Below are 22,079 nucleotides of genomic sequence, written 5' to 3'. Positions count from 1 at the left end.
TTGCCGCCCGAGCAAAGCCGGGCGGCAATGGGCGACAACGGACGGCAACGGGCGGGTTCTATCGCCCCGCGAGCACGAACCAGCGGGCCGGCAGGTCGATGCGGGTGCCGTCGGTGAGGTACTCGGTCTGCGGCAGGCTCGTCACGCCCTCGGCGAGGACCGTCAGGCCCGCCGCGTCGAGCAGGCGCGGGATCTCCTCGTCGTCGGCGTCGGCGGGCTTGAGCCCGTGCTGGAAGACGCGCTGGAGCTTGGGCCCCGGGCCGGACGGCTGGGCCGCGGCGCGCCGCAGGACGTCCCGGGAGCCGGAGGTCAGCTCGACGACGAACGCGCGCCCCTCGGTGCCGATGATCCTGGCGACGGCGGCGGCGACCGCGGGCCGTGCCTCCGGTTCGCTCTGATGCATAACGGCGCGCAGGTAGACGTGGGCGTCGCCGAGCCGCCCGTGCAGGGCGCGGACGGCGTCGGCGTCGGTCAGGTCGAGCTGCTGGAACTCGACCGTGTCGTCGTTCTTGGCGCGGCGGGCGTGCTCGACGGCGGCGTGCGAGAGGTCGACGCCGACGGCGCGGGCGAACCGGGTGGCGAGGTAGCGCGTCGTGGTGCCGTTGCCGCAGCCCAGGTCGACGATGGTCCGCTCCGCGTCGGCGTGGGGCAGCAGCAGAGCACTGTGCGGTTCGGCGGACAGGGCGGGATCGCAGTCCCAGATCGCCTCGCCCGCCTCGTCGGAGGTCTCTCTCCAGTAACTTTCCCAGGCGTTGCGGTAGTTGTCCGAGACGTTCATGCGATCTCCCCACGGTTCGGTTCCGTGATCGGGATATCGCGCAGGCCGGGAGCGAGGCAAGGGCCGGGTGGGCACCTTCACGAGATGTGCGGGCGCCCCGGGCGTGCCGGGGGCGCGCGAGGTCAGGGCGCACGCCCCTCCCCGTTCACCCTGCCCCGTTCGCCCTTCCTCGGTTCGCCGCTCCTCCGGTTCGCCCCTCGCTCACGTCCCTGCCGTGATCGTCTGCTCGAACCAGACCGTCTTGCGGTGCCCGCTCGCCGTGGCGCCCCATTCGCGGGCCAGCCGGCTGACCACACGCAGCCCGCGGCCTGCCTCGTCGTACGGGCCGGCGCCGAGCATGGCGGGCAGGGCGGGTTCGTCGTCGGTGACCTCGAAGAGGAGGGCGTCGGCGAGGATCACCCGCAGACCGACCGGCTCACTCCCCGCGTGCCGGACGGCGTTGGTGACGACCTCGCTGACCAGCAGCTCGGCCGTGTCCACCGCCTGCGGCAGCCCCCAGTCGAGCAGTTGGGCACGCACCAGGCGGCGGGCGCGGGCCACCTCGCGCGGATCGGGGTCGAGGCGCCACTCGGCGACATGGTCACCGGGGATGCCGTTGAGGCGGGCCATCAGCAGGGCGACGTCGTCCTTGCGGCCGCCACGGGTGTTGAGAGCCCGGATGATGGTGTCGCAGGCGTCGTCCATGGAGGCGGCCGGGTGCGCGGCGGACTCGCACAGCGCGGCGAGGCCCTCGCCGATGTCGCAGCCGCGGACCTCGACCAGGCCGTCGGTGCACAGCACCAGCCGGTCGCCGGGTCCGACCGCGATCCGGAGGGACTCGAACGCGACGCCGCCGACGCCGATGGGGGCGCCGGTGGGCAGGTCGAGCAGTTCGCTGCTGCCGTCCTCGGCGCGCACCAGGACGGGCGGGATGTGACCGGCGTTGGCGAGGTGCAGTTCGCCGCGGATGGGGTCGTAGACGGCGTAGAGGCAGGTGGCGAGGTAGTTGTCGCCGAGCCGGCGGGCGAGGTCGTCGAGGTTGCGCAGGAGCTGGGCGGGCGGGGTCTCCATCGTGGCCATGGTCTGTACGGCGGTGCGCAACTGGCCCATCATGGCCGCCGAGTTGAGGCCGTGGCCCATGACGTCGCCGACGACGAGGGCGGTGCGCGAGCCGGGCAGTTTGATGGTGTCGAACCAGTCGCCGCCGATCCGGCCGAGACGGGTGCCGGGCAGATAGCGGGTGGCCACGTCGCACCCGGCCATCCGCGGGTTCACCTGCGGCAGCATGCTGTCCTGGAGGGTGTCGGCGACGTTCTCCTGGTACGTGTACATGCGCGCGTTGTCGAGCACGAGGCCCGCGCGGGCGGCGAGTTCGGCGCCGGTGGTGCGGTCCATGTCGTCGAAGGCCGGCCGGTCGGGGCGGCGCATCAGCACCATGAAGCCGAGGACGACGTTGCGGGCCTTGAGCGGCACGATCAGCAGCGAACGCCCGCCGATGAGCGGCCGCAGGTCGCGCTTCTCGAACTCGCCCGAGATCCGCTCGGACAGCTCCTCGGTGACCCGCGGGATCAGCACCGGATCGCCGGTGACCATGCACTTGTAGAACGGGGTGTGTTCGGGGAAGGCGAAGGCCTCGCCGACGGGCACGGTGTCGTCCCAGCGGCCGGGTTCGTCGTTGTGCTCGACCCAGACGCGGAACATCACGGTGGTGGCGTCCGGCGGGCCGTCCGGGAAGCCCTCGCCCGCGAGGACGGCGGCGCGCAGATGGGTGCCGGCGAAGTCCGCGAAGCGGGGCACGGCGGCGCTGGTGACCTCGCGGATGGTCTCGCCGAGGTCGAGGGAGGAGCCGATGCCGGAGCTGACCTCGTTGAGGAACTCCAGCCGCTCGCGCACCGCGGCGTACTCCAGGTCCGTCTCGGCGCCGGCCGGGACGAGGGGCGGTGCGGAGCGCTGCTGGGGTACGACGGCCTCGGCGTGCCGGCGGCCCGGGCGGCGGGGCACACCCCAGTACGGGGTGACGGGCACCCGGTCGTACTGGCTGAACTCCAGGACGGGATAGCCCAGTTCGAGGACCTGGGCGACGATGCGGGAGCTGAGTCCGGGGCCCATGTTGGGCAGGATCTCGGGCAGCCGCCGGGCCAGCTCGTCGGAGGCGGGCAGTTCGGTGTGGCGGGCGAAGCCGGGCGCGATGCGCTCGGCGGTCTCGTCGTCGTAGCCGCGTTCGTCGCGCAGCCGGGTGGCGTCGGCGGCGAGCACGAGCAGCCGGGACGGGCCGGGTCCGACCAGCGGGTAGGCCCACCACAGCACGTCGAGCCGCTCGCCGGGTGCCCCGTCGTGCCCGCTCTGGCGGGCGCGGCCGGCCGTGGCGTAGCCGGTGTGCCCGTCGAGCGAGGCCTCCAGGTCCGGTCCGGGTGCGTCGTACGGCGGGTACGCGTCCCGCGTGTCGTCGCCGTGCGTGTCCTCGGCCAGGGCGCCGGAGACCGGCAGCAGGTCGGCGGCGGGCCGCCCGACGGCGTCCTCGCGGGCGACGCCGAACAGCCGCCCGGCGCCGCTGCTCCAGTGGGACACGAGGCCGGCGCGGTCGACGACGACCACGCCCAGCGGAATGCGGCCAGCGGCGGCGTCCCCCTCGCCGCGGCCGGGAGGTGTGTCCCGCGTGCTGCCACGGTCGTCGCCGAAATCCATGGCCCAGGCCCTTTCTCCCCACGGCTGTTCGCAAACGATCTGTGAAGCCTGCCACTACCGTACGGCGGGGTACGGTCGCGATGTGTGGCAATCCTGGAATTGGATTCACCGGATCGCACCGGCGCGCGGCCCGGTGCCGCGCGGGCGCCCCCCGTCGGCTCCCGCTGCGGCTGCCGGTCAGTCCTCGTGGCCCAGTTGCAGGTCACGCTCGGTGCGGCCGCCGCCCGCGACCTGGAGGACGGTGGCGACCGGCGGGTAGCCCGCGGCGATGACGGTGTACTCGCCGGAGGAGAGGTCGACGAAACGGAAGGTGCCGTCCGCTCCCGTGGTGAGGGTGTCGACGACGTTGCCCGCGGCGTCGAGGAGCGTGACGCGCGCGTCCTCCACGGGCCGTCCGCCGCTCGCCCGGACGGTGCCCCGCAGCACGGCGCCGCCCGCGAGTTCGACGTCCTGCCGGGTCTCCCGGGAGGCCTGCACGCTGATCGGGAGCGCGGCGGGGCGGTAGGCGGGGGCGCTGGCGGCCAGCGTGTACTCACCGGCGACGAGTTCGGTGATGACGTAGCCGCCCTCGCGGCCGCTGCGGGTGGTGGCGACGACCTCGCCGTGCACGTTGGTGAGCGTGACGGTGGCGTCGCGCACGGGGCTGCCATCGGCGGTGAGGACACTGCCCGCGAGGCGTCCGGCGCCGCCGAGGACGACGTCGAGTTCGACGGGGCGTTCGCCGACGGTGACGGAGACGGCCTGTGGCTGGTGGCCGCCGGCGGCGGCGATGAGGACGTACGAGCCGGAGCCGGGTGTGCTGAGCGCGTACCGTCCGTCGTCGCCGCTCGCACCGCGGCCGATCTGCTGTCCGGCGGCATCGATGAGAGTGAGGGCCGCGCGGGGCACCACGGTGCCATCGGGGTGCTGCACGGTACCGCAGACCGGGACGCCGGCGGCGTAGGCCGAGCGGGCCTGCGGGATCGGGGGGTTCGCGGGGACGGTCACGGTCACGTGCACGGCATCGGGTTCGTGGTCCGGTTCGGCGGTGGGGTGGGACACCAGGGGTTTCTCCTTGAGGAAGAAGGCGACGAGCAGGCCGGCGACGAGCACCGGGACGAGGTAGAGGAAGATCCGGGGCATCGCGTCGGCGTAGGCGCGGATGTAGGCGTCGCGCAGGGCCGGCGGGAGCGCGTGCACGAGCTGCGGGGTGAGGGAGTCGGCGTCGGGCAGCCCGGCGCCCGCGCGCGGGGGCAGCTCCCGGCGCAGCGCGGCGGTGAGGCGGTCGGCGAAGAGAGTGCCGAAGATCGCGGCGCCGACGCTGCCGCCGATCTGCCGGAAGTAGTTGTTGGCGCTGGTGGCGGTGCCGAGGTCGGCGGGCCGTACGGAGTTCTGCACGGCGAGGACGAGAACGGGCATCACCAGGCCGATGCCGGCGCCGAGGACGGCCATCCAGATGCTGTAGTGCAGCCGGGGCGTGTCGACTTCGAGGCGCGAGAGGAGCCACATGCCGACGGCGGAGACGGCGCTGCCGAGCACGGGGAAGACCGTGTAGCGGCCGGTGCGGCTGATGAGCTGGCCGCCGATGACCGAGGCGCCGACGATGCCCGCCATCATCGGCAGCATGAGCAGGCCGGACTCGGTGGCGCTGGCGCCGTCGACCATCTGGAGGAAGGTGGGCAGATAGCTGGCGGCGCCGAACAGGGCGACGCCGATGACGAGGCCCACCAGGCCGCTGACGTTGAAGACGGAGTCGCGGAACAGCCGGAGCGGGATGAGGGGTTCGGCGGCGAAGCGCTCGGCGACGAGGAAGAGCACGGACGCGACGAGGGCGCCCGCGCCGAGGCCGGCGATCTGCCGCGAGCCCCAGGCGTACTCGGTGCCGCCCCAACTGGTCAGCAGCACCAGGCAGGTGGAGGCGGCGGCGAGGAGCAGGGCGCCGAGGACGTCGAGGCGGCCTCGGGCGGCGGGTTTCGGGAGTTTGAGGACGACGGTGACGACGGCGAGGGTGACCAGGCCGAAGGGGACGTTGACGTAGAAGCACCAGCGCCAGGAGAGGTGGTCGGTGAAGTAGCCGCCGAGCAGCGGGCCCGCGACGGAGGCGAGGCCGAAGGCGGCGCCGATCAGGCCCATGTAGCGGCCGCGTTCGCGGGGCGGCACGATGTCGGCGATGATCGCCTGCACGCCGATCATGAGCCCGCCCGCGCCGACGCCCTGGAGCGCGCGGAAGGCGATCAGCTGGTCCATGGACTGGGCCCGGCCGGCGAGCGCGGAGCCGAGCACGAAGACCGCGATGGCGAACTGGAAGACGCCCTTGCGGCCGACCAGGTCGCCGAGCTTGCCGTACAGGGGCAGGCCGACGGTGGAGGTGAGCAGGTAGGCGGTGATCGCCCAGCTCATCCGGTCCAGGCCGTGCAGTTCACCGACGATCTTCGGCAGCGCGGTGGCGACGATCATCTGGTCGAGCGCCGCGAGGAGCAGGGCGAGCATCAGCCCGAGGAACACCAACCGCACGCGGCGTGCACCGAGTCGGGGCGCGGGTGCGGGGGCCTGCGGTGCGGCGGCGGTCTCCTGTCCGGCCGGCGCCACGGCCCGCTCCTGCTCCGCCAGAGTCGTTCCGCCCACGTGCCGCTCCTCTCGTCACACCTGCTCACATTTCCCGCGTAAGGCGTCAACTGTGAACAACTGCGGTGAGTTACGGAATCGTTCCGGGCAGGGCGGAGATGCACTCGAACCGGTGAAGGGGTCCAACACCCCTTCACCGGCGGAGCGTTGGACCTACTTCTCGACCTCGGCGGCGAGGTTGGCGAGCAGGGCGTCGTAGATCCGGCCGAGGCCCTTGGGGGCGAAGGTCTTCTCGAAGAAGCCGCCGATGCCGCCGGCGCCCTGCCAGGTGGTGGTGACGACGGCCCGGGACCTGCCCTCGCCGGCGGGGGTGACGCGCCAGGTGGTGACCATGGAGGAGTTGCGGTCCTTCTCGACCAGCTCGCCGTCGGTGGGCTCGCTGACCTCCAGCAGGCAGTCGCGCACCCGCTTGCTGGTGGCCTGGAGCTTCCAGTGGACGAGGGTGCCCTCGCCGTCGCCGCCCTCGCGGACCTCGTACTCGCTGAACTGCTCCGGCAGCAGCTTGTGCCGCGTGCCGCTGTAGTCGGCGAGGGCGTCGAACACCTTCTCCGCGTCCGCCGCGACGACCCGCTCCGTAGTGGCCTCGACCTGCGCCATTGCGTTCCTCCAGGACCTGCGTTTCTCGGGGTTGGGGCAAGCCAACCACCCCGGTGCCCGGCCCCCCAAATCGGGGGGCGTCAACACGGGCCGCACGATCATGGGAACAGGTGTTCTATTGTGTGCGGCAGTGCTACCGAGGAGGCGTCATGCGCTGGGAGAACCTCACCGTCCGGCCCGCCGCGACCGTGCAGCCGGCGGGAGCGGAGGAGCCGGCCGCGCACGGCCGGGCCGCCGAGCCCGCGCTGTTCGGCGCGGACGCCGTGGCCAGCCGCACCTTCGACACGCCCGAGTTCCGCGGGATCACCTTCCACGAGGTCCGGGCGCGCTCGGTGCTGAACCGGGTGCCGGGCGCCTCGCGCATGCCGTTCGAATGGACCGTCAATCCGTACCGCGGCTGCAGCCACGCGTGCTCGTACTTCACTGCATGACCCTATTGAGCCCGGGAGGACCGATGCTCAGCACTCCGAACGCGGACAAGGCCTGGAAAGACATGACGAGGTCATTCCCGACCCCGGAGGCGCCAGACCAGTATGCCGCCCCGGGCAAGGCGGAGAGGACGGCTTACGCCGTGCTGCTGCACGGACCGGCTGCGCGCTCAGGCGGCGCCGACGCGAGCCAGTGGCTGCTGCTGCGCGACCGCACAGCGAAGCGCCTGTAACCGACGCACCAGAAGCAGCCACACACTTCAGGAAACGCGTCAGTCGCCCAAGATGCCGTCCGGTCGAGGTGAAGGCTCCACGGGTGAACGACCGCCGCATCGAGGACGAGACGGGCGAGCGCAAGAGGTTCTCCTCGAAGATCCTGGCCCCGTGGTGCCGCAAGTCGCCCAAGGTGAGCGAGGTGCTGCCGCTGCTCTACCTGCACAGACTGTCGTCCGGAATACCGCACCAACTTGTCGGTCAGCCATCCGCGTCACAGCCCCGCCAGCGGACAAGGGATCGACAACCCTGGGCCCGGCCCGAAGCCGTCCTGCGTGCCTCACCTCCGAAGTCAACGCCTTTGGCCGCGAGAGGGATACCCGCCGAAACGGAGCAGGATGACGTTGCTGGCGCCTCGCACTGCGCCCGGCATGACAAGCTGTGCTTGCCCACCCCCGAACCCAGGAGGTCACCATGACCGCAGAGCCCGTATCTACGGAAGGTTCGGAGCCGGCTGCCCCCGAGACGTCCCCTCTGGAGCCGGACAGCGACGGCAACTACGACCTCAAGCGCAAGTTCCGCGAAGCCCTGGCGCGCAAGCGCGGTGCGCAGGCGGACGCCGCTGATGTTGCCGCCAAGTCCGATGCGTCGAAGGTACGTTCGGCGCACGGCCCGGCTGCGAGCCAGCGGTCGTTCAGGCGCAAGAGCGGCGGCTGAGTCGATGAGTACCGCGATCTAACCGCTTCACCGGCACTCGCGCTATCCACTCGCGCGTCCCGTGCAGTGGCCCGCGACGTGCGCATGCCCGTGCGCGCGTTGCGGGCGGGGCGTAGCCGGCGGACGCCTGGGGAAATGGCCCAGATGCGGTTGGCTCGGGTCGGTGGCGCCGCCGAACTGGAATTCCGAGATGAGAGCACTGCCTTGTCCAAGGGTGCGCGGCCGGTGTTGCGCGCCTTGCGTGCCCCTGTACCGCTGTGAAAAACGACCGCGGTTGTCCGGGGTGACGGTAGGCATCCGCGTGGCAAGGACATTCGTTCCCCGTCCTGCTGCGGCTGATCGACGAACAGTCGGTCGCGTTCCCGGCAGCGGTCGCCTTCGTGCCCAGCCACGACGTGCAGGTGCCGACCTGCCCCGAGTGGATGCTGTCCGATCTGGTGCAACATCTGGGCGGGGTGCACCGCCGCCATGTCACCGGTTCCTCCCGCGGCTTCGGCCGCGAGTTCGCGCAGGCGGCCCTGGAGCGCGGCGACAGGGCCGTCGCCCGCAACACCGACTCCCTCGCGGACCTGCCGGTCGCCCACGGCGAGGCGATAAGCCTGGTCGAGCCCGGCGGCTTCGCCACCGTCCGGTCCGGGCGTGCCGGACCTCGATGCTCGCGGGGCTGCCACCGGAACCGACCGTGCTGCTGGGCTGTGGTTCAGGCGTCGATGATGACGGGGATGATGAGGGGCTTGCGGCGGTGGGTGCGGAACGCCCAGTTCGCGACGGCGCGGGCGAGGAGTTGTTCGAGTTGGCGTGCGTCCCCGACGCCTTCCTCGGCCGCGGTGGCCAGGGTCTTCTCGATGACGGGGATGACCGGCTCGAAGGTGGTGTCGTCGTGGACGAAGCCGCGGGCCAGGAAGTCGGGGGCCTCGGCGAGGGCGCCTGTGTCCGCGTCGACGATCGCCACGACCGTGACCACGCCTTCGGCGGCGAGGGTGAGGCGGTCCTTGAGGGACGCTTCGGTGGCGCCGCCGACTTCCATGCCGTCCACGTAGACGTTGCCGGCGGGGACCTTGCCGGTGATGGATGCGCGCCCGTCGACGAGGTCGACGACGACGCCGTCCTCGGCGATGACGACCCGGTCGGGGTCGACACCGGTTCGGACGGCGAGGTCGGCGTTGGCCCGCAGGTGGCGCCATTCGCCGTGCACGGGCATGACGTTGCGGGGTTTGACGATGTTGTAGCAGTAGACGAGTTCGCCGGCGCTGGCATGCCCGGAGACGTGCACCTTGGCGTTGCCCTTGTGGACCACGTGGGCGCCCCACCGGGTGAGTCCGTTGATCACCCGGTAGATGGCGTTCTCGTTGCCGGGGATGAGGGAGCTGGCGAGCAGGACGGTGTCGTCCTTGCCGATGCGGATCATGTGGTCGCGGTTGGCCATCCGTGACAGCGCGGCCATCGGTTCGCCCTGGGAGCCGGTGCACACCAGCGTGATCTTGTGGTCCGGGAGCTTCTCCAGCTCCTTCGTGCTCACGACCAGACCGGAGGGGACCTTCAGATAGCCCAGGTCACGGGCGATGCCCATGTTGCGGACCATCGACCGGCCGACGAAGGCGACCTTGCGGCCGTGCTGGTGGGCGGCGTCCAGGACCTGCTGGATGCGGTGCACATGGCTGGCGAAGCTGGAGACGATGACCCGGCGCGGCGCGGTGCGCATCACCTGCTCGATCGCCGGGTTCAGCTCTCGCTCGGAGGTGGTGAAGCCGGGTACTTCGGCATTGGTGGAGTCGGTGAGGAACAGGTCCACGCCCTCCTCGCCGAGGCGGGCGAAGGCGCGCAGATCGGTGATGCGGTCGTCGAGAGGGAACTGGTCCATCTTGAAGTCGCCGGTGTGCAGCACCATCCCGGCCCGGGTGCGGATCGCGACCGCGAGGCTGTCGGGGATGGAGTGGTTGACCGCCACGAATTCGCAGTCGAAGGGCCCGAAACCACGCCGGTCGCCCTCCCGCACCCGCACCGTGCGCGGCCGGATGCCGTGTTCCTTGAGCTTGGCCTCCAGGAACGCCAGCGTCAGCTTGGAGCCGACGACGGGAATGTCGGACCGCTCGCGCAGCAGGTACGGCACGCCGCCGATGTGGTCCTCGTGGCCGTGGGTGAGGACCACGGCCACGATGTCGTCCAGCCGGTCCCGGATCGAGGTGAAGTCCGGCAGGATCACGTCCACGCCGGGCTGGGTCTCCTCCGGGAACAGCACGCCGCAGTCGACGATGAGCAGCTTGCCCGCATGCTCGAAGACGGTCATGTTGCGGCCGATCTCACCCAGGCCGCCCAGGGCGATGACCCGCAGCCCTCCTTCGGGAAGGGGCGGGGCGGCTTTCAGCTCGGGGTGCGGATGACTCATACCCTGACGGTACCCGGACAGCGGGAGGGGGTGATCCATTGCCCGTGTGATCTCCTTCTCCCGACGGAGCGGGATACCCGCAGCGTGCCTCGGCACGACCGGATCACGCCGGCGACCGGGAACAGGCAGGGGTGAAAGCGGTACCACCTTCCGTGGCCGAACCGTTCGCCCGGTGGGGGAGAAGACCTCGTGCACCCTGTCGCGTCTTCCGGCGTTCGTCACCTCCCGGCGGGCCTCGGCGTTGGTCCACTCGAAGTGGTCGAGACGCGGGTGCCGTCGGCGCCCACGAGCAAGCGGGCCGAGAGGGCCCCGAGGCAGCTTCCTTCGCCGGGCAGACAGATGGCAGTGTCCCCGAAGCGCTCGCCGCCCCCGCCCGCCATGCCGGAACCCGATGTGATGCCCCATCGAACTCGACCCGGATGCTGGCGCGTTTTCGCTAGCGGCTTCCGTCATGCCGTTATAGCGTTTTGGTCAGCAGTCGTGGTTCCGAAGTTCCGTTCGCCCGTGATCGCCTCACGGGCGTTCTTGCTGTTCAGCGCCTCTCCGGACCAGGGCGATCACCTCCCGGTCACGCAGAGTGCGTGCCCGGTTTCCCTCAAGGAGACAGTCATGGCCAAGGGCACAGTGAAGTGGTTCAACAGCGAGAAGGGCTTCGGCTTCATCGAGCAGGAGGGCGGTGGCCCCGACGTCTTCGCCCACTACTCCAACATCGCCAGCCAAGGCTACCGCGAGCTGCAGGAGGGCCAGAAGGTCCAGTTCGACGTCACGCAGGGCCAGAAGGGCCCGCAGGCTGAGAACATCCGCCCCGCCTGATCGCGCGCCCCGGTAAGGTCCCGGCATCCCGGCTTCGGGACGCCGGGCCCCTACCGTCTGCCGCAGTGGTCAGCGGGCCAGAGCCGATCGGTGTCTCGCGTGTCCCAACGAGCCATTGCCAGGAAAAGTGCGCGGAACTGCCGGTACGACGGCGCCAGGCAGGTGACGGGGCAGTGCTACCAGATCACCGCCGAACCTCCCGCAGCCTGACGTTCAACTGCGGGAGGTTTCCACCTCAGAGTCAAGCCAAGGTCCACCATCATGCCGGCAGCAGCACGAGTGAACCGGCTGTGGCGCGGGACTCGATCGCCCGATGGGCCTGCGCCGCGTCGGGCAAGGCGTAGGTGCCACCGAACCGTATGCGCAGTATGTCTTCGGATATCGCGCTGAAGACCTCGTTCGCGCGCCACAGAACCTCAGCGCGGGTACGGACGAAGTGCGGCAGCACCGGCCGGGTCACGAACAGCGAACCCAGTTCGGCGAGACGCTGCAGATCGAACGGCGGCACTCGGCCGCTCGCGGATCCGAACAACGCGAGTGTGCCCCGCGGCCGAAGCGAGGCGAGGCTCGACTCGAAGGTGGCCGCACCGACGCCGTCGTAGGCGGCGAAGACACCTTCGCCGCCCGTCAGTTCCCGGATATGTTCGGCGAGATCGTCTCCGTATCGCAGCACGTGCCAGGCCCCGGCCTCCCGGGCGAGCTTCTCCTTCTCGTCGGTGGACACGGTGGTGATCACCTTGGCACCTCGCGCCGCGGCCCACTGCACCAGAAGCTGGCCCATGCCGCCGGCACCCGCGTGAACCAGGATCGAGTCTCCCGGCGTCGGTCGGTACACCGACTCCAAGAGGTAGTGCGCGGTCATTCCCTGCAGCAGCGCCCCACCTGCGACCTGCCAGTCGATCCCGTCGGGCACCGGCACGCACTGATCGGCCGGCACGGCCACGAGTTCGGCGTAGCTGGCCCTGCCGTACGCCCAGGCCACTCGATCCCCGACGGCGACCTCGGCTCCCTCGCCCGCCGCCACGACCTCGCCTGCTCCTTCGAGGCCCGGAACGGGGAGTTCAGCGGGGTACTCCCCTCTGCGCACGTACACGTCGCGGTAGTTCACGCCGATCGCTCTGGTCCGCACCAGCACCTCGCCCGGCGCGGGAACCGGGTCCGGCATCCGCCGGTAACGAAGGGCATCAGGGCCGCCGGGCTCGGTCACCACTACTGCGTGCACGAGGTCTCCCCTTCTCGCTCTCGTCGGTTCGGCCGCATCACGCTGTCCGGGCCTTCTGTTCGCGACGGAATCGGTACAGCACCGGTTCGGTATAGCCGTTCGGCGCCGTCGCGCCCCGGATGATCAGTTCGCGGGCCGCCTGCCACGCGAGGGAGGCTTCCCGTGCAGGGAGCAGCGGCCGGTAACCCGGTTCGTCGTGGAGGCGCTCGTCGAGGACCGCCGCCGTCCGGCGTAGACCCTCGTCCACATCCCGCACGGTGATCACGTTGTGGTGCAGCCAGTTCGCCAGCAGTTGGGTCGACATTCGTATCGTGGCGCGGTCTTCGAGTACGACGACACCGTCGAAGGCGGGCATCGGGGAACTGGCGACGGCACGCTCGACCCAGCGCACCGCATAGCCGAGAACGGTGTAGCAGTGGGCGTCCAACTCCCTCCGCAGGTCGGTGAGGGTTTCGGCGACCGGCGGGCGCAGGAGCTCGCCGAGCGAACGTCGCGGTCCGGCCGCCGCGATCTCGCGCTGCACGTCGGCGATGTCCACCTGGTGGTAGTGCACGGCGTGCAGAGTCGCGGCGACGGCGGTCGGCACCCAGGTCGTCCCCGCGCCCAGAGAGAGCTGGCCGATCTTGGACGCGAACAGGTCGCTCATCCGCTCGGGCGTGGGCCACATGCCGAGACCGATCAGTGCCCGCCCCTGAAGGCCATGGGCCAGGCAGGTGTCGACGTGCCACTGCTCGTACGCCATCTGCCAGTCTTGGGTCTTCATGGCGGTCTTGGGCACCATGGGCCCGGCCGCCATCGACGTGTGGATCTCGTCGGCAGTTCGGTCGAGCAGGCCGTTGTTGGTGGAGACGACTCGATGCCGTACCGCCTCGAGGCACGCCGCCAGGTTGACGGTGGTGCGCCGCTCCTCGTCAAGGAGACCGAGTTTCACCGTGTGATCCGGCAGTCCGAGCAAGCGCTCGATGCGGCCGAAGAGCTCATCGATGAAGGCGAACTCGTCAGGCCCGTGCAGTTTCGGCACCGCCAGATACACCGCACCGGCACGGGAGTTCACGCGGGAGGTGTCGCCCCGCAGGTCGTGCAGCGCCGCGAGGGTGGCGATCACCGCGTCGACGATGACTTCCGGCACCTCGGCGCCCTCGTGGTCGAGGATCGCGTCCGTGGTCATCAACTGCCCGACGATCCGGGCGAACAGCAGTGCCCGCCCGGGCAGCGATATGCGGCTGCCGTCCGGGGCGGTGTACCGGCGATCGGGATGCATGCCGCCACCGTGCCGCGTGGTGTAGCTGCCGCGCATCAGACGCAACCAAGCGCGGTAGACCTCGATCTTGTCCGTGACATCAACGGCAGCGACGCAGTCCTCGAAGTCCATGATCGTGGAGATCCCGGATTCCGGGACCACATCCTGGATGCCGGCCGCGTCGAGACGGCCGAACGCGCCATCCGGGTCGAACTGGATCTCGACGTGCAGGTGATGATGTTCGATCAGCACGACCGACGGCCGAGCTGGATCACCGCGGAATCCGGCCAGCCGCGCCGCAGGGGCCAGTGTGCTGAACGTGCCGTCGGCCATCTGCACGCGCAGCGCACCGTCGGCGACTTGATAGTGCGTCGATTTCGCGTGCGAGCCCTCGTCGAGCGGCGCCATCACGTCGAGAAGGCCTCGGGCGAAGTCGATGACCGCCTCGCGGCGTTCACCGGTGTCGCCCTGAGGAATCACGTCGGTCTTGTACAGGGCGCGATACAGCGATCCCCATCGGGCGTTGACCGCTTCGAGCACGAAGGGCTCGTCGACCACCGGCACCAGCAGCTGCGGACCGGCGATCCGCGTGATCTCCGCGTCCGTACCGGCGGTGTCCACGGAGAAGGGCTCCGGTGTCGCGACCAGGTAGCCGATCTCGGTCAGGTACCGGCGATACGCGTCCGCGTCGAAGTCCTCGCCGCGGTGCTCGGTGTGCCAGGCGTCCACGCTGTCCTGCAGTGCGCGGCGCCGGTCCAGCAGTGCGCGATTGCGCGGCGCGAGGTCGTCGATCAGCTGCTCGAATCCGGCCCAGAACTCCCCGGCAGCCACGCCGATGCCGGGGAGAGCCTCCCGTTCCACGAAATCCCGGAACGCGCGCGCGACCCGCAGGGCCCCGATCCGGACCCACGCGTCCTCGGCGACGTCAGCGATGCTCATACAGGCACCACACCATCGTCGCCTCCAGCTTCTTCAAGATCTTCAGATTCTCGATGGATTCGACGACGTCCACCGATCCGATGCAGGCATCGACGGCCTGCTCGCTCACCAGCCGCGCGGCTTCCGGCTTCGCCCGGACCGTCGAGACCACCACGTCGGCCGGCATGTGCTCGCGCACGAACTGCAGGGTGGCCGGGTGGGACGCCGCCGAGCGGATGTCCGCGATCCCGCCGGAGAAGTCCGAATGGACCGCGACGCACATGGGCTTGGTCGGCGACTCCCAGACCCCGACCATCGTCATCGAACGCAGCTTGCTGAAATGAAGGTCGACCCAGGAGTCGATCACTGACCCGTTGTTCATGTCCAGATACCCGGCGGCGACCAGCGCCCTGCCGCCGTGTGTCTCGGAATCGTCGATGGCGGCGCGGAAGGAGGGGAAGAGCTCGATATTCTCGCCCCCGATGCGGACGGCCTCCGCGTGCGCGTCCGTCCCCGACGGTCCGAGCGTCTTGATGATGCCCTTCACCATGATGCAGTCCCCGTACTGCTGGAAGCGCTGAATTCGTAGGTTGTCAGGTGGGCGGCTTCGCCGACGGTACGGCAGCCGGACAGGGCGAGATCCGTCTCGAGTTCCTCGCGCAGCAGCGACAGCACGGCGTCGACGCCCGACTCGCCGCCGACGGCGAGCCCGTAGAGGATCGGCCGCCCCAGCAGGACGCCGTCGGCGCCGCGAGCCAGGGCCTTGAGTACGTCCGAGCCTGATCGGATGCCGCCGTCGACGAGTACTTCCACCGTGTCTCCCACTGCGGCCCGGATCTCCGGCAGCACCGTGAGTCCGGGCACGGCTCCGTCGAGCTGACGCCCGCCGTGATTGGAGACCACCAGCGCATCCACGCCCGAGCGCGTCGCCATGAGGGCGTCCTCGCCGGTCAGGATGCCCTTCACGACGAGCGGCAGCCGGGTGCGCTCCCGCAGCCATTCGATGTCGCTCCACGCCAATGAGGGGTCGAACATCACGGTGGTGTGCGAGGCGACGGCCGAACCTCCGGCCGGGGCCCGTTGCGCTCCGATCGCGGCCTCGCCGCGGAAGTGGGCGGCGTAGACGTCGGGCGGCAGTGCGAAGCCGTTGCGCTGGTCTTTGAGGCGGCGGCCCAGTCGGGGCACGTCGACGGTGAGCATGAGCGCCTGGCAGCCCGCGGCTTCGGCCCGGCTCACCAGTTCCTTCGTGGCGCCCCGATCCCGCAGCCAGTACAGCTGGAACCACAGGTCGGCACCCGACTCGGCGATGCGCTCCACCGGTGTCCCGCTGAGCATCGCCACGGTGAACGGTACGCCCGCCGTCTTCGCCGCGCGTGCGGTGGCCGCCTCGCTCTGCGGATGTACCAGCCCGTGGTAGGCCATCGGCGCGATGGCCACCGGCAGGCTCGCTTCGGTACCGACCAGGCGGGATGCGGTCGACACATGCGATACGTCCCGCAGCATCCGCGGCGCCACGTACAGGTTGTCGAAGGCGCGCAGATTGGCCGCCACGCTCCGCTCGGCACCGCTGCCGCCGGAGATGAAATCCCAAGCGGCGGGCGATATCACGTCGCAGGCCGCGTCGGAGAACTCGGCCACGGATTGCGGCCGACTCGGTTGCCCGGCCTCCGTCACCTCCGTCACCGTTCCTCCCGCTGGCTCCGCTCCGCCTTCCTGGCCTCGAACAACGCCTTGACGTTGCCCTTGCCGAAGGTCTCGGCACCAACCCGCTCGATCACCTCGAAGAAGAAGGTGTTGCGCGGATGCGTGGAGTGCGTGAAGATCTGGAACAACTCGCCGCCGTGGTCCCGGTCGGCGAGGATGCCCAGTTCGCGCAGTTGCTCGAGCTCGTGACGGGCTACGCCGCCGAGGCGGTCCGGCAGCAGGTCGTAGTAGGCGCCCGGAGTGTCGAGGAAGTCCACCCCGCGCCCGCGCAGCTTCTGAACGGCCGTCACGATGTCCGCGCAGCTGAACGCGATGTGCTCGACCCCGGGCCCGGCGTTGTTCTGCACGAACTCCGCGATGAAGTCCAGGGACTGCCCCGGCTTCGCGGCGGACTCGACGATGGTGAACGTGACGTCGCCCGCGGCGTTGCGCACGACCTGGGAATCCATACCCTGACCGCCGACCATGGTCCGGTCCTCGAAAATCACCGAGAAACCCAGGACGGATTCATAGAACTTCACCGCGTTCCGAAGATCGCCGGCTCCGACGAGGTAGGCGAAGTGGTCCAGCACACCGAATTCCGCGGGCACTTGCGCCGCAGACTCCGGTGCCGGGACGATGCCCGGCGGCAGTTGGCCAGGTGCGGCATCATCCGGGCGTTCGACCAGGCCGTGCTGGACATCGCCGAACGCACCGAAACCGGCGACCAGCACACCGGCGCGCTCGACCGGCTGAAGCACGGCTTCGGCGCCGTTGGCCACGGCCTCCGCGAAGGCCGCATCGACCGACGGCGTGCGCAGCCAGATGTTGGCCACGCCGTCGCCATGGGTGCGGACCCAGGTGGACACCGGGGAATCCTCGGTCAGCCCCTGGGTGAGCAGGAGCACGATGCCCCCTTGCCTCAACGCAATCGAGCGGTGGGACTGGATGCTCGCGCTCGACGTTCCCGCTATCTGGAAGACGTATTTCGACACGAGATCTTTGACGGTCGCGTCAATGTCTTCGACATAGAACTCGACGTGATCCAACCGAGCATCACGCAAAACTTGCATGGCAGCTCTCCAAACGCTTGAAGTCAACCCAGATCAGAGGGGACTTCGAATAAGCAATCCCCCAGAACGCCCCGACCTGCGGCTGACGCACCCCATTGGCAGCCGCGGCTCGGCTGAGGAGAGCCGCGGGCTCTTTATTGCTCGTTCAACTCGAACTTACAGGCCCCTCAGGCGACTTGACAATGGCCGCATTCGGCAGCACAACGGAGTCGATATTAAGTCCTTGTTTCACGGCACATCTTGTGCGCGCCGAGCAGGCAATACGTAATCGCCGATTGCAGTTCTCGCACATCTGAGGCCTGCCATTCTGTGGATTTCACCGAACGGCGGTGCCAACTATTCGGAGCCTCCGCACCCCAGGAGCAACCCTTGACACACCAGAAGCGCCTCCGCATGCGAAGGCGCTTCTGAGTAACTCTCCGGGCTGGTCCCCCTGCTCACTCCCGCGTGGTGATCACCGCGGGATCCTCGCGGGCGCCTCGCGAGCCGGCGTCTCGGCCGGTTCCGGAACGGTCCGCCGCACGGAGAGCAGCGATACGCACGCGATCAGCGCAGACAGGGCTGGAACGGCCACCGGTCCCCCCGTCGACAGGGCGAGGCCGCCGACGGCACCGCCGACGGCGACTCCCAGGAACTGCACGGAGAAGTGCACCCCCAGCGCCAGGGACCGCTGCGCGGGCGCCAGGGCGGCGATCCGTGTCTGCTGGGAGACCCCGCCGCAGCACCAGGCGGCACCCAGGCAGAACAGCACCGGAAACGCGGCGATCGCCGCGGTGGTGCGGGGATGCCAGGCAGTGCCGACGGCAATGGCTGCGAGGAGCAGCGCCATCAGCGAGAGAGCCACGCGCAGCACCCGTGCCACGGGCACCTTGACCAGGATCCTGCCGATCGTGCGCCCGGCCAGCAACGCACCCGCACCGAAGACGATCATCAGCGCCGCGACACCCTGACTTCCCATCCCGGTCGCCCGCTCGACGATCGGCGCAAGATACGTGTAGGTGCAGTACGCGGCGAGGAAGACCCCGAAGGTGGTCAGCAGACTCCACCGGACGGCCGGGTTGCGCAGCAGTTCGGCCCGGCCGGTGCCGACGGGAGCCACCGGCACCGTCGGCAGCAAAGCCGCCAGCATCAACGCAGTGACCAGCGCCAGGACCGTGACGAACAGGAACGTACCCCGCCAGCCGAACAGACCGCCGATCAAGGTGCCGATCGGCGCGCCCAGAGTGAGCGCCAGCGCGTTGCCGCTGGCGGTGACCGCGATCGCGTTGGGCATGTCCTGCGGACGGCACAGCGCCGCCGCGGCGGCGGCGGCCGGCGCGGCCAGCAGGGCCGCGCTCAACGCGGCCAGCACGCGCGCCACGGCGAGCACGGCATAGTCGAGTGCGCACGCCGCGAGGGCGTTGCTGAGCGCGAAAGCCAGCATGGCCCCGATCAGCACCGACTTCGGCGGCACTCTGCGGAACGCGCCGATCAGCGGCGGCCCGCCCAGGGCGTAGACCAGCGCGAAGACCGTGACCAGCTGCCCGCACACCGACACGGACACATGCATGGAGTGCGCGACCTCCGGCAGCACGCCGGCGATGACATACCCCTCGGTGCCGACGGTGAAAGTGGCCAGGGCCAGCACGTATACCCGGGGGTTCATGCCGGTTCCGGCGCGGTGGGAACCGGTGCGGCAAGGCGCCGGCGCGCGAGGTCGTCGGCGGCCTGCGCGGTCGTGATCTTCGTGCGCGCGGCCGTTTCGAACAGGCCGGTCAGCGTGTCGGCGATCGACTCGATGCGCTTGACCGCTTCCTCCGGTTCGTCGCCCAGGACTTCGCGAGAGACCGCGTTGACGACACCGCCGGCGTTGGCGATGTAGTCGGGGGCCCAGAGGATCTCGCGCTCCCGCAACAGCTCCGCCACGCCGGGATCGGCCAGTTGGTTGTTGGCCGCGCCCGCCACCGCGCCGCAGCGCAGCCGCGCCACCAGATCCCGGGTCAGCAGGCCGCCGAGCGCGGCGGGGACGAGCACGTCCACCTCGGCGGTGGCCGCCGCGTCGGGTGCGGCGAACACCGCGCCCAGTTCCGCGCCGAGGGAGCGCTTCGCCGGGTCGACGTCGCTCAGGATCAGGCCGGCTCCCGCGGCCGCCAACTGCCGGGCTATCTGCTCCCCGACGTGTCCGAGACCGATCACCGCGAATTTCCTGCCCGCCAAGGCCGGCGAGCCGAACAGCGCCAGGCAGGTCGAGCGCAGCGCGGCGACGACGCCCAGGGCCGTGAACGGCGAGGGGTCACCGCTTCCGCCGGCGGCCTGCGGTCGGCAGAACACGTGCTCGGTCCGTTCGCCGATGACCGCCATGTCGGCCGGTCCGGTACCCGCGTCGGGGCCGGTCACGTAGGCGCCGCCGAACTCCGCCACGATGTCGCCGACATCGTGCAGCGCCGCGCGACGTTCGTCCGCGGCGAGGCTCCGCCCGGTGGGAAGGACCACGACCGTCTTGCCGCCGCCGTTCGGCAGTCCGGCGGCAGCGCACTTACGGGTCATGCCCTCTGACAGGCGCAGCGCGTCGCGCAGGCCGTCCTCCCAGCTGTCGTACGCCCACATCCGGCAGCCGCCGACCGCACGGCCGAGAGCAGTGGAGTGCACTGCGACGACGATCGGCAGCCGGCTTCGCCGCCCGCGTCGCACCACGACCGATTCATGACTGAACTCCATCGGAGTCTCCACGCGTCCTCCCGTGCACCCGGATCTTCAGGACCCCTCACCGGGGGCCAGGCCAGGCCCCTGCGGCGTCCGCTGTCCAGCCTGCTGACGGCCGGTCAGCGGGACCAGAACCGAATCCGAGAACTTCCCCGCACCGTTTTTGCGAAGTCCACAAAAGTGCAGCGTGCGCGTTCTTGATCTCCTATCGTCGAGGCGTGGTCGCAGCGCCGCTGCCATGCAATCGCGAGAGAGAGCACTACGAAATCCACATATCGGGAGGGGCCATGGTGGAGCCCGTGACCGAAGAGGCCGGGGCGCAGGGCGACACCGCCGCGGCGTGGCAGCCCGTCGTCGAACTCTGCGCATCACTCGCCGCAGAACTGCCCACGGTGATCCCGAGGATCGTCGACCGCATACGGCTTGAGATCCCGAGCTACAGAATCGTGGACCGCGAGCAGCAGGAACGCGACGTCACCCGCCACTACCAGGGACTGCTGACCGGCGTGGCCGCACGCCGCTCACCCACCCGCGAAGAGGTCGAGGCCGCACATGCGCTCGGAGCCGAACGCGCCGCCACCGGCCTGCCGCTGCACGCCCTCATCGAGGCCTACCACGTCGGCTACCGCGAGATGTGGAACGTGCTGCTCGCGCGTGCTCAGTCGCACGACACCCAGGCCGGCGCGCAACTCCTGTCGATCGTCGGGATGGTCTGGACGTGGGTGCAGGCTTCCAGCAGCGCGGCCGCCGAGGCGTACGGCGTTGCCGTCCGCGCTGCCGATGCCACGCTCCTGAGACTGACCCACCAGTTCCTCGACGGACTTGCCACCGCCGCGCCCGCCGGCGTCGACCTCGAGCAACTGGCTGCCGCCCTCACCTTCGACCCTGCCGGCGGGTTCCAGGCGCTGTGCTCACCGGCCGAGGCCTGGACCGACGAGCGCATGATGGATCTGCGTCACCGCCGGTGGCCGGGCACGCTGCGCTGCGCGACCCGCGGCAACCTCATGATCGCCCTGGTCCAGGACATCCCACCGCAGGCCGTGGTCGAAGCGGCCCAGCGGCAGAACCCTGACGCGAGCTTCGGCATCGGCCTGCCGCGGACCGGGCTCCCCGGCGCCGCGATGAGCATGGCGGACGCGAGAGCGGCGCTGCCCCTGGCGGATCCGGGACAGGTGAAATCCTTCGCAGACCACTGGCTGCTCGCCACCTTGGCGCCCACGGCGCAACGCTTCGCGGTGCTGCTCGAACCGCGCCGAGAGGCCGCGCAACAACACCCCGACCTGGCCGAGACCGTGCTCAGGTTCGCCGAGAACGGCTTCTCGCTCACCGCGACAGCCCGCGTCCTGCACGTGCATCCGAACACTGTGAAGTACCGCCTTCAGCGCTGGCAGCAACTCACCGACTGGGACGTACGCACCTGGCACGGACTGTCGTCCACCATGATCGCGCTCGGCCTGCCGACACTCTGAAACGCTCATCCGGCCAGGGCCGCAACTCGGTGACATTGCTCTTGCCGGAAAACTCGTCCGCGAAGGTCACGCTGCATGTTCGTACTCGTGGAGGATTCCGCCGAGGCGGTCGCATCGTCGAACGTCGAGGTGGGCGACGGCGTCCGGGTCGGTGATCGGTCGGCAGGTCAGTACCCAGCGTTCCATGATCGAGTTCATGCGCGGCATACGGATGCCGCTGAGTACGACCTCGATCCCCGCGTCTTCCAGGACGCTGTCGAACAACTCGGGGAACTTGCCGTCCCGGTCCCGGATCAGCAACCGTGCCCGGCAGCCCGACTCCTCAAGGTCCATGACGAGATTCCTCGCGGCCTGTACCACCCAGGAGGCGGTCGGGTGCGCGGTGGCCCCCAGGACCCGGATCCGGCGGGTCGCGTGCTCGATCACCGCGAACACGTACAGCCGCGCCCCGGTCAGGGTGACCATCTCGAAGAAGCCGCACGCCACAAGGGCGTCGGCCTGGGAACACAGGAAACCTGCCCACGTGCTGGAACTCCGTTCGGACGCGGGATCGATCCCGGCCCTGCGCGTCAGCCGTGAAACAACGCGCCCA

Annotated in this window: 17 protein-coding genes and 2 pseudogenes; 6 read left to right on the top strand and 13 right to left on the bottom strand. The window is 70.1% G+C overall.

The window, feature by feature from the left end; all coding sequences use genetic code 11:
• Positions 1-58: 58 nt before the first annotated feature.
• The 4 genes from AC4OXY_RS37210 to AC4OXY_RS37195 all read right to left on the bottom strand — a co-directional run bounded on the left by AC4OXY_RS37210 (position 59) and on the right by AC4OXY_RS37195 (position 6,643).
• Positions 59-778, bottom strand: a complete 720-nt coding sequence (locus AC4OXY_RS37210) for a methyltransferase domain-containing protein (protein WP_376288736.1) — start codon at positions 776-778, stop codon at positions 59-61.
• Positions 779-979: 201 nt separating this feature from the next.
• On the bottom strand, positions 980-3,442 hold the full coding sequence (locus AC4OXY_RS37205; protein WP_491991802.1) for an ATP-binding SpoIIE family protein phosphatase: 2,463 nt from the start codon (positions 3,440-3,442) through the stop codon (positions 980-982).
• Between the two features lie 177 nt (positions 3,443-3,619).
• Positions 3,620-6,046 (bottom strand): MFS transporter, encoded by a 2,427-nt coding sequence (locus AC4OXY_RS37200; protein WP_491991801.1) that lies wholly within the window; start codon positions 6,044-6,046, stop codon positions 3,620-3,622.
• Positions 6,047-6,199: 153 nt separating this feature from the next.
• On the bottom strand, positions 6,200-6,643 hold the full coding sequence (locus tag AC4OXY_RS37195) for an SRPBCC family protein (protein ID WP_356030515.1): 444 nt from the start codon (positions 6,641-6,643) through the stop codon (positions 6,200-6,202).
• Positions 6,644-6,792: 149 nt separating this feature from the next.
• Here AC4OXY_RS37195 and AC4OXY_RS37190 point away from each other — a divergent pair.
• The 4 genes and pseudogenes from AC4OXY_RS37190 to AC4OXY_RS37175 all read left to right on the top strand — a co-directional run.
• Positions 6,793-7,062, top strand: a pseudogene (locus AC4OXY_RS37190) (Rv2578c family radical SAM protein); the annotation flags it as partial.
• Positions 7,063-7,097: 35 nt separating this feature from the next.
• Complete coding sequence (locus AC4OXY_RS37185; RefSeq protein WP_376288739.1) at positions 7,098-7,304, top strand: hypothetical protein; 207 nt, start codon at positions 7,098-7,100, stop codon at positions 7,302-7,304.
• A 62-nt stretch (positions 7,305-7,366) separates the two neighbouring features.
• Positions 7,367-7,522: pseudogene (locus tag AC4OXY_RS37180) on the top strand (IS256 family transposase); the annotation flags it as partial.
• Positions 7,523-7,758: 236 nt separating this feature from the next.
• Positions 7,759-8,001 (top strand): DUF5302 domain-containing protein, encoded by a 243-nt coding sequence (locus AC4OXY_RS37175; RefSeq protein WP_053663526.1) that lies wholly within the window; start codon positions 7,759-7,761, stop codon positions 7,999-8,001.
• 700 nt (positions 8,002-8,701) lie between these two features.
• Here the strand turns inward: AC4OXY_RS37175 and AC4OXY_RS37170 are convergent.
• On the bottom strand, positions 8,702-10,387 hold the full coding sequence (locus AC4OXY_RS37170) for a ribonuclease J (RefSeq protein ID WP_491991800.1): 1,686 nt from the start codon (positions 10,385-10,387) through the stop codon (positions 8,702-8,704).
• A 609-nt stretch (positions 10,388-10,996) separates the two neighbouring features.
• Here AC4OXY_RS37170 and AC4OXY_RS37165 point away from each other — a divergent pair.
• Positions 10,997-11,200 (top strand): cold-shock protein, encoded by a 204-nt coding sequence (locus AC4OXY_RS37165; RefSeq protein WP_364829291.1) that lies wholly within the window; start codon positions 10,997-10,999, stop codon positions 11,198-11,200.
• A gap of 259 nt (positions 11,201-11,459) precedes the next feature.
• On the opposite strand, the gene AC4OXY_RS37160 is transcribed toward AC4OXY_RS37165, so the two are convergent.
• The 7 genes from AC4OXY_RS37160 to AC4OXY_RS37130 all read right to left on the bottom strand — a co-directional run bounded on the left by AC4OXY_RS37160 (position 11,460) and on the right by AC4OXY_RS37130 (position 20,033).
• Positions 11,460-12,407 carry a quinone oxidoreductase family protein gene (locus AC4OXY_RS37160; RefSeq protein ID WP_491991799.1) on the bottom strand — a complete coding sequence of 316 codons (948 nt, stop codon included), beginning with the start codon at positions 12,405-12,407 and terminating at the stop codon, positions 11,460-11,462.
• A 52-nt stretch (positions 12,408-12,459) separates the two neighbouring features.
• Positions 12,460-14,601 carry a malate synthase G gene (locus AC4OXY_RS37155; protein WP_491991798.1) on the bottom strand — a complete coding sequence of 714 codons (2,142 nt, stop codon included), beginning with the start codon at positions 14,599-14,601 and terminating at the stop codon, positions 12,460-12,462.
• Positions 14,588-15,130 (bottom strand): hypothetical protein, encoded by a 543-nt coding sequence (locus AC4OXY_RS37150; RefSeq protein ID WP_356035358.1) that lies wholly within the window; start codon positions 15,128-15,130, stop codon positions 14,588-14,590. Before AC4OXY_RS37150 ends, AC4OXY_RS37155 begins: the two co-directional genes overlap by 14 nt.
• Positions 15,124-16,263, bottom strand: coding sequence for an alpha-hydroxy acid oxidase (locus AC4OXY_RS37145; protein ID WP_376288741.1), 1,140 nt, complete (start codon positions 16,261-16,263; stop codon positions 15,124-15,126). The genes AC4OXY_RS37150 and AC4OXY_RS37145 overlap by 7 nt, the downstream gene beginning before the upstream one ends.
• On the bottom strand, positions 16,260-17,312 hold the full coding sequence (hppD, locus tag AC4OXY_RS37140) for a 4-hydroxyphenylpyruvate dioxygenase (protein WP_369393070.1): 1,053 nt from the start codon (positions 17,310-17,312) through the stop codon (positions 16,260-16,262). Before hppD ends, AC4OXY_RS37145 begins: the two co-directional genes overlap by 4 nt.
• 478 nt (positions 17,313-17,790) lie before the next feature.
• A complete protein-coding gene (locus AC4OXY_RS37135; RefSeq protein ID WP_491991797.1) occupies positions 17,791-18,981 on the bottom strand; it encodes an MFS transporter in 1,191 nt (396 codons plus the stop codon).
• On the bottom strand, positions 18,978-20,033 hold the full coding sequence (locus AC4OXY_RS37130; RefSeq protein WP_491994696.1) for a Glu/Leu/Phe/Val dehydrogenase family protein: 1,056 nt from the start codon (positions 20,031-20,033) through the stop codon (positions 18,978-18,980). Before AC4OXY_RS37130 ends, AC4OXY_RS37135 begins: the two co-directional genes overlap by 4 nt.
• A 272-nt stretch (positions 20,034-20,305) precedes the next feature.
• Here AC4OXY_RS37130 and AC4OXY_RS37125 point away from each other — a divergent pair, with 272 nt between their 5' ends.
• Entirely contained in the window at positions 20,306-21,487 is a 1,182-nt protein-coding gene (locus AC4OXY_RS37125; RefSeq protein ID WP_491991796.1) for a PucR family transcriptional regulator, read from the top strand.
• Between the two features lie 66 nt (positions 21,488-21,553).
• Here AC4OXY_RS37125 and AC4OXY_RS37120 read toward each other — a convergent pair whose 3' ends face one another.
• Positions 21,554-21,952: an integrase core domain-containing protein gene (locus AC4OXY_RS37120; protein ID WP_491991795.1), complete on the bottom strand. Its 399-nt coding sequence runs from the start codon at positions 21,950-21,952 to the stop codon at positions 21,554-21,556.
• Positions 21,953-22,079: the final 127 nt, after the last annotated feature.

The sequence above is a fragment of the Streptomyces sp. HUAS MG56 genome, assembly GCF_058673395.1.
The sequence above is the reverse complement of the archived record's forward strand: the minus strand, read 5'-3'. Positions and strand labels throughout refer to the sequence as shown.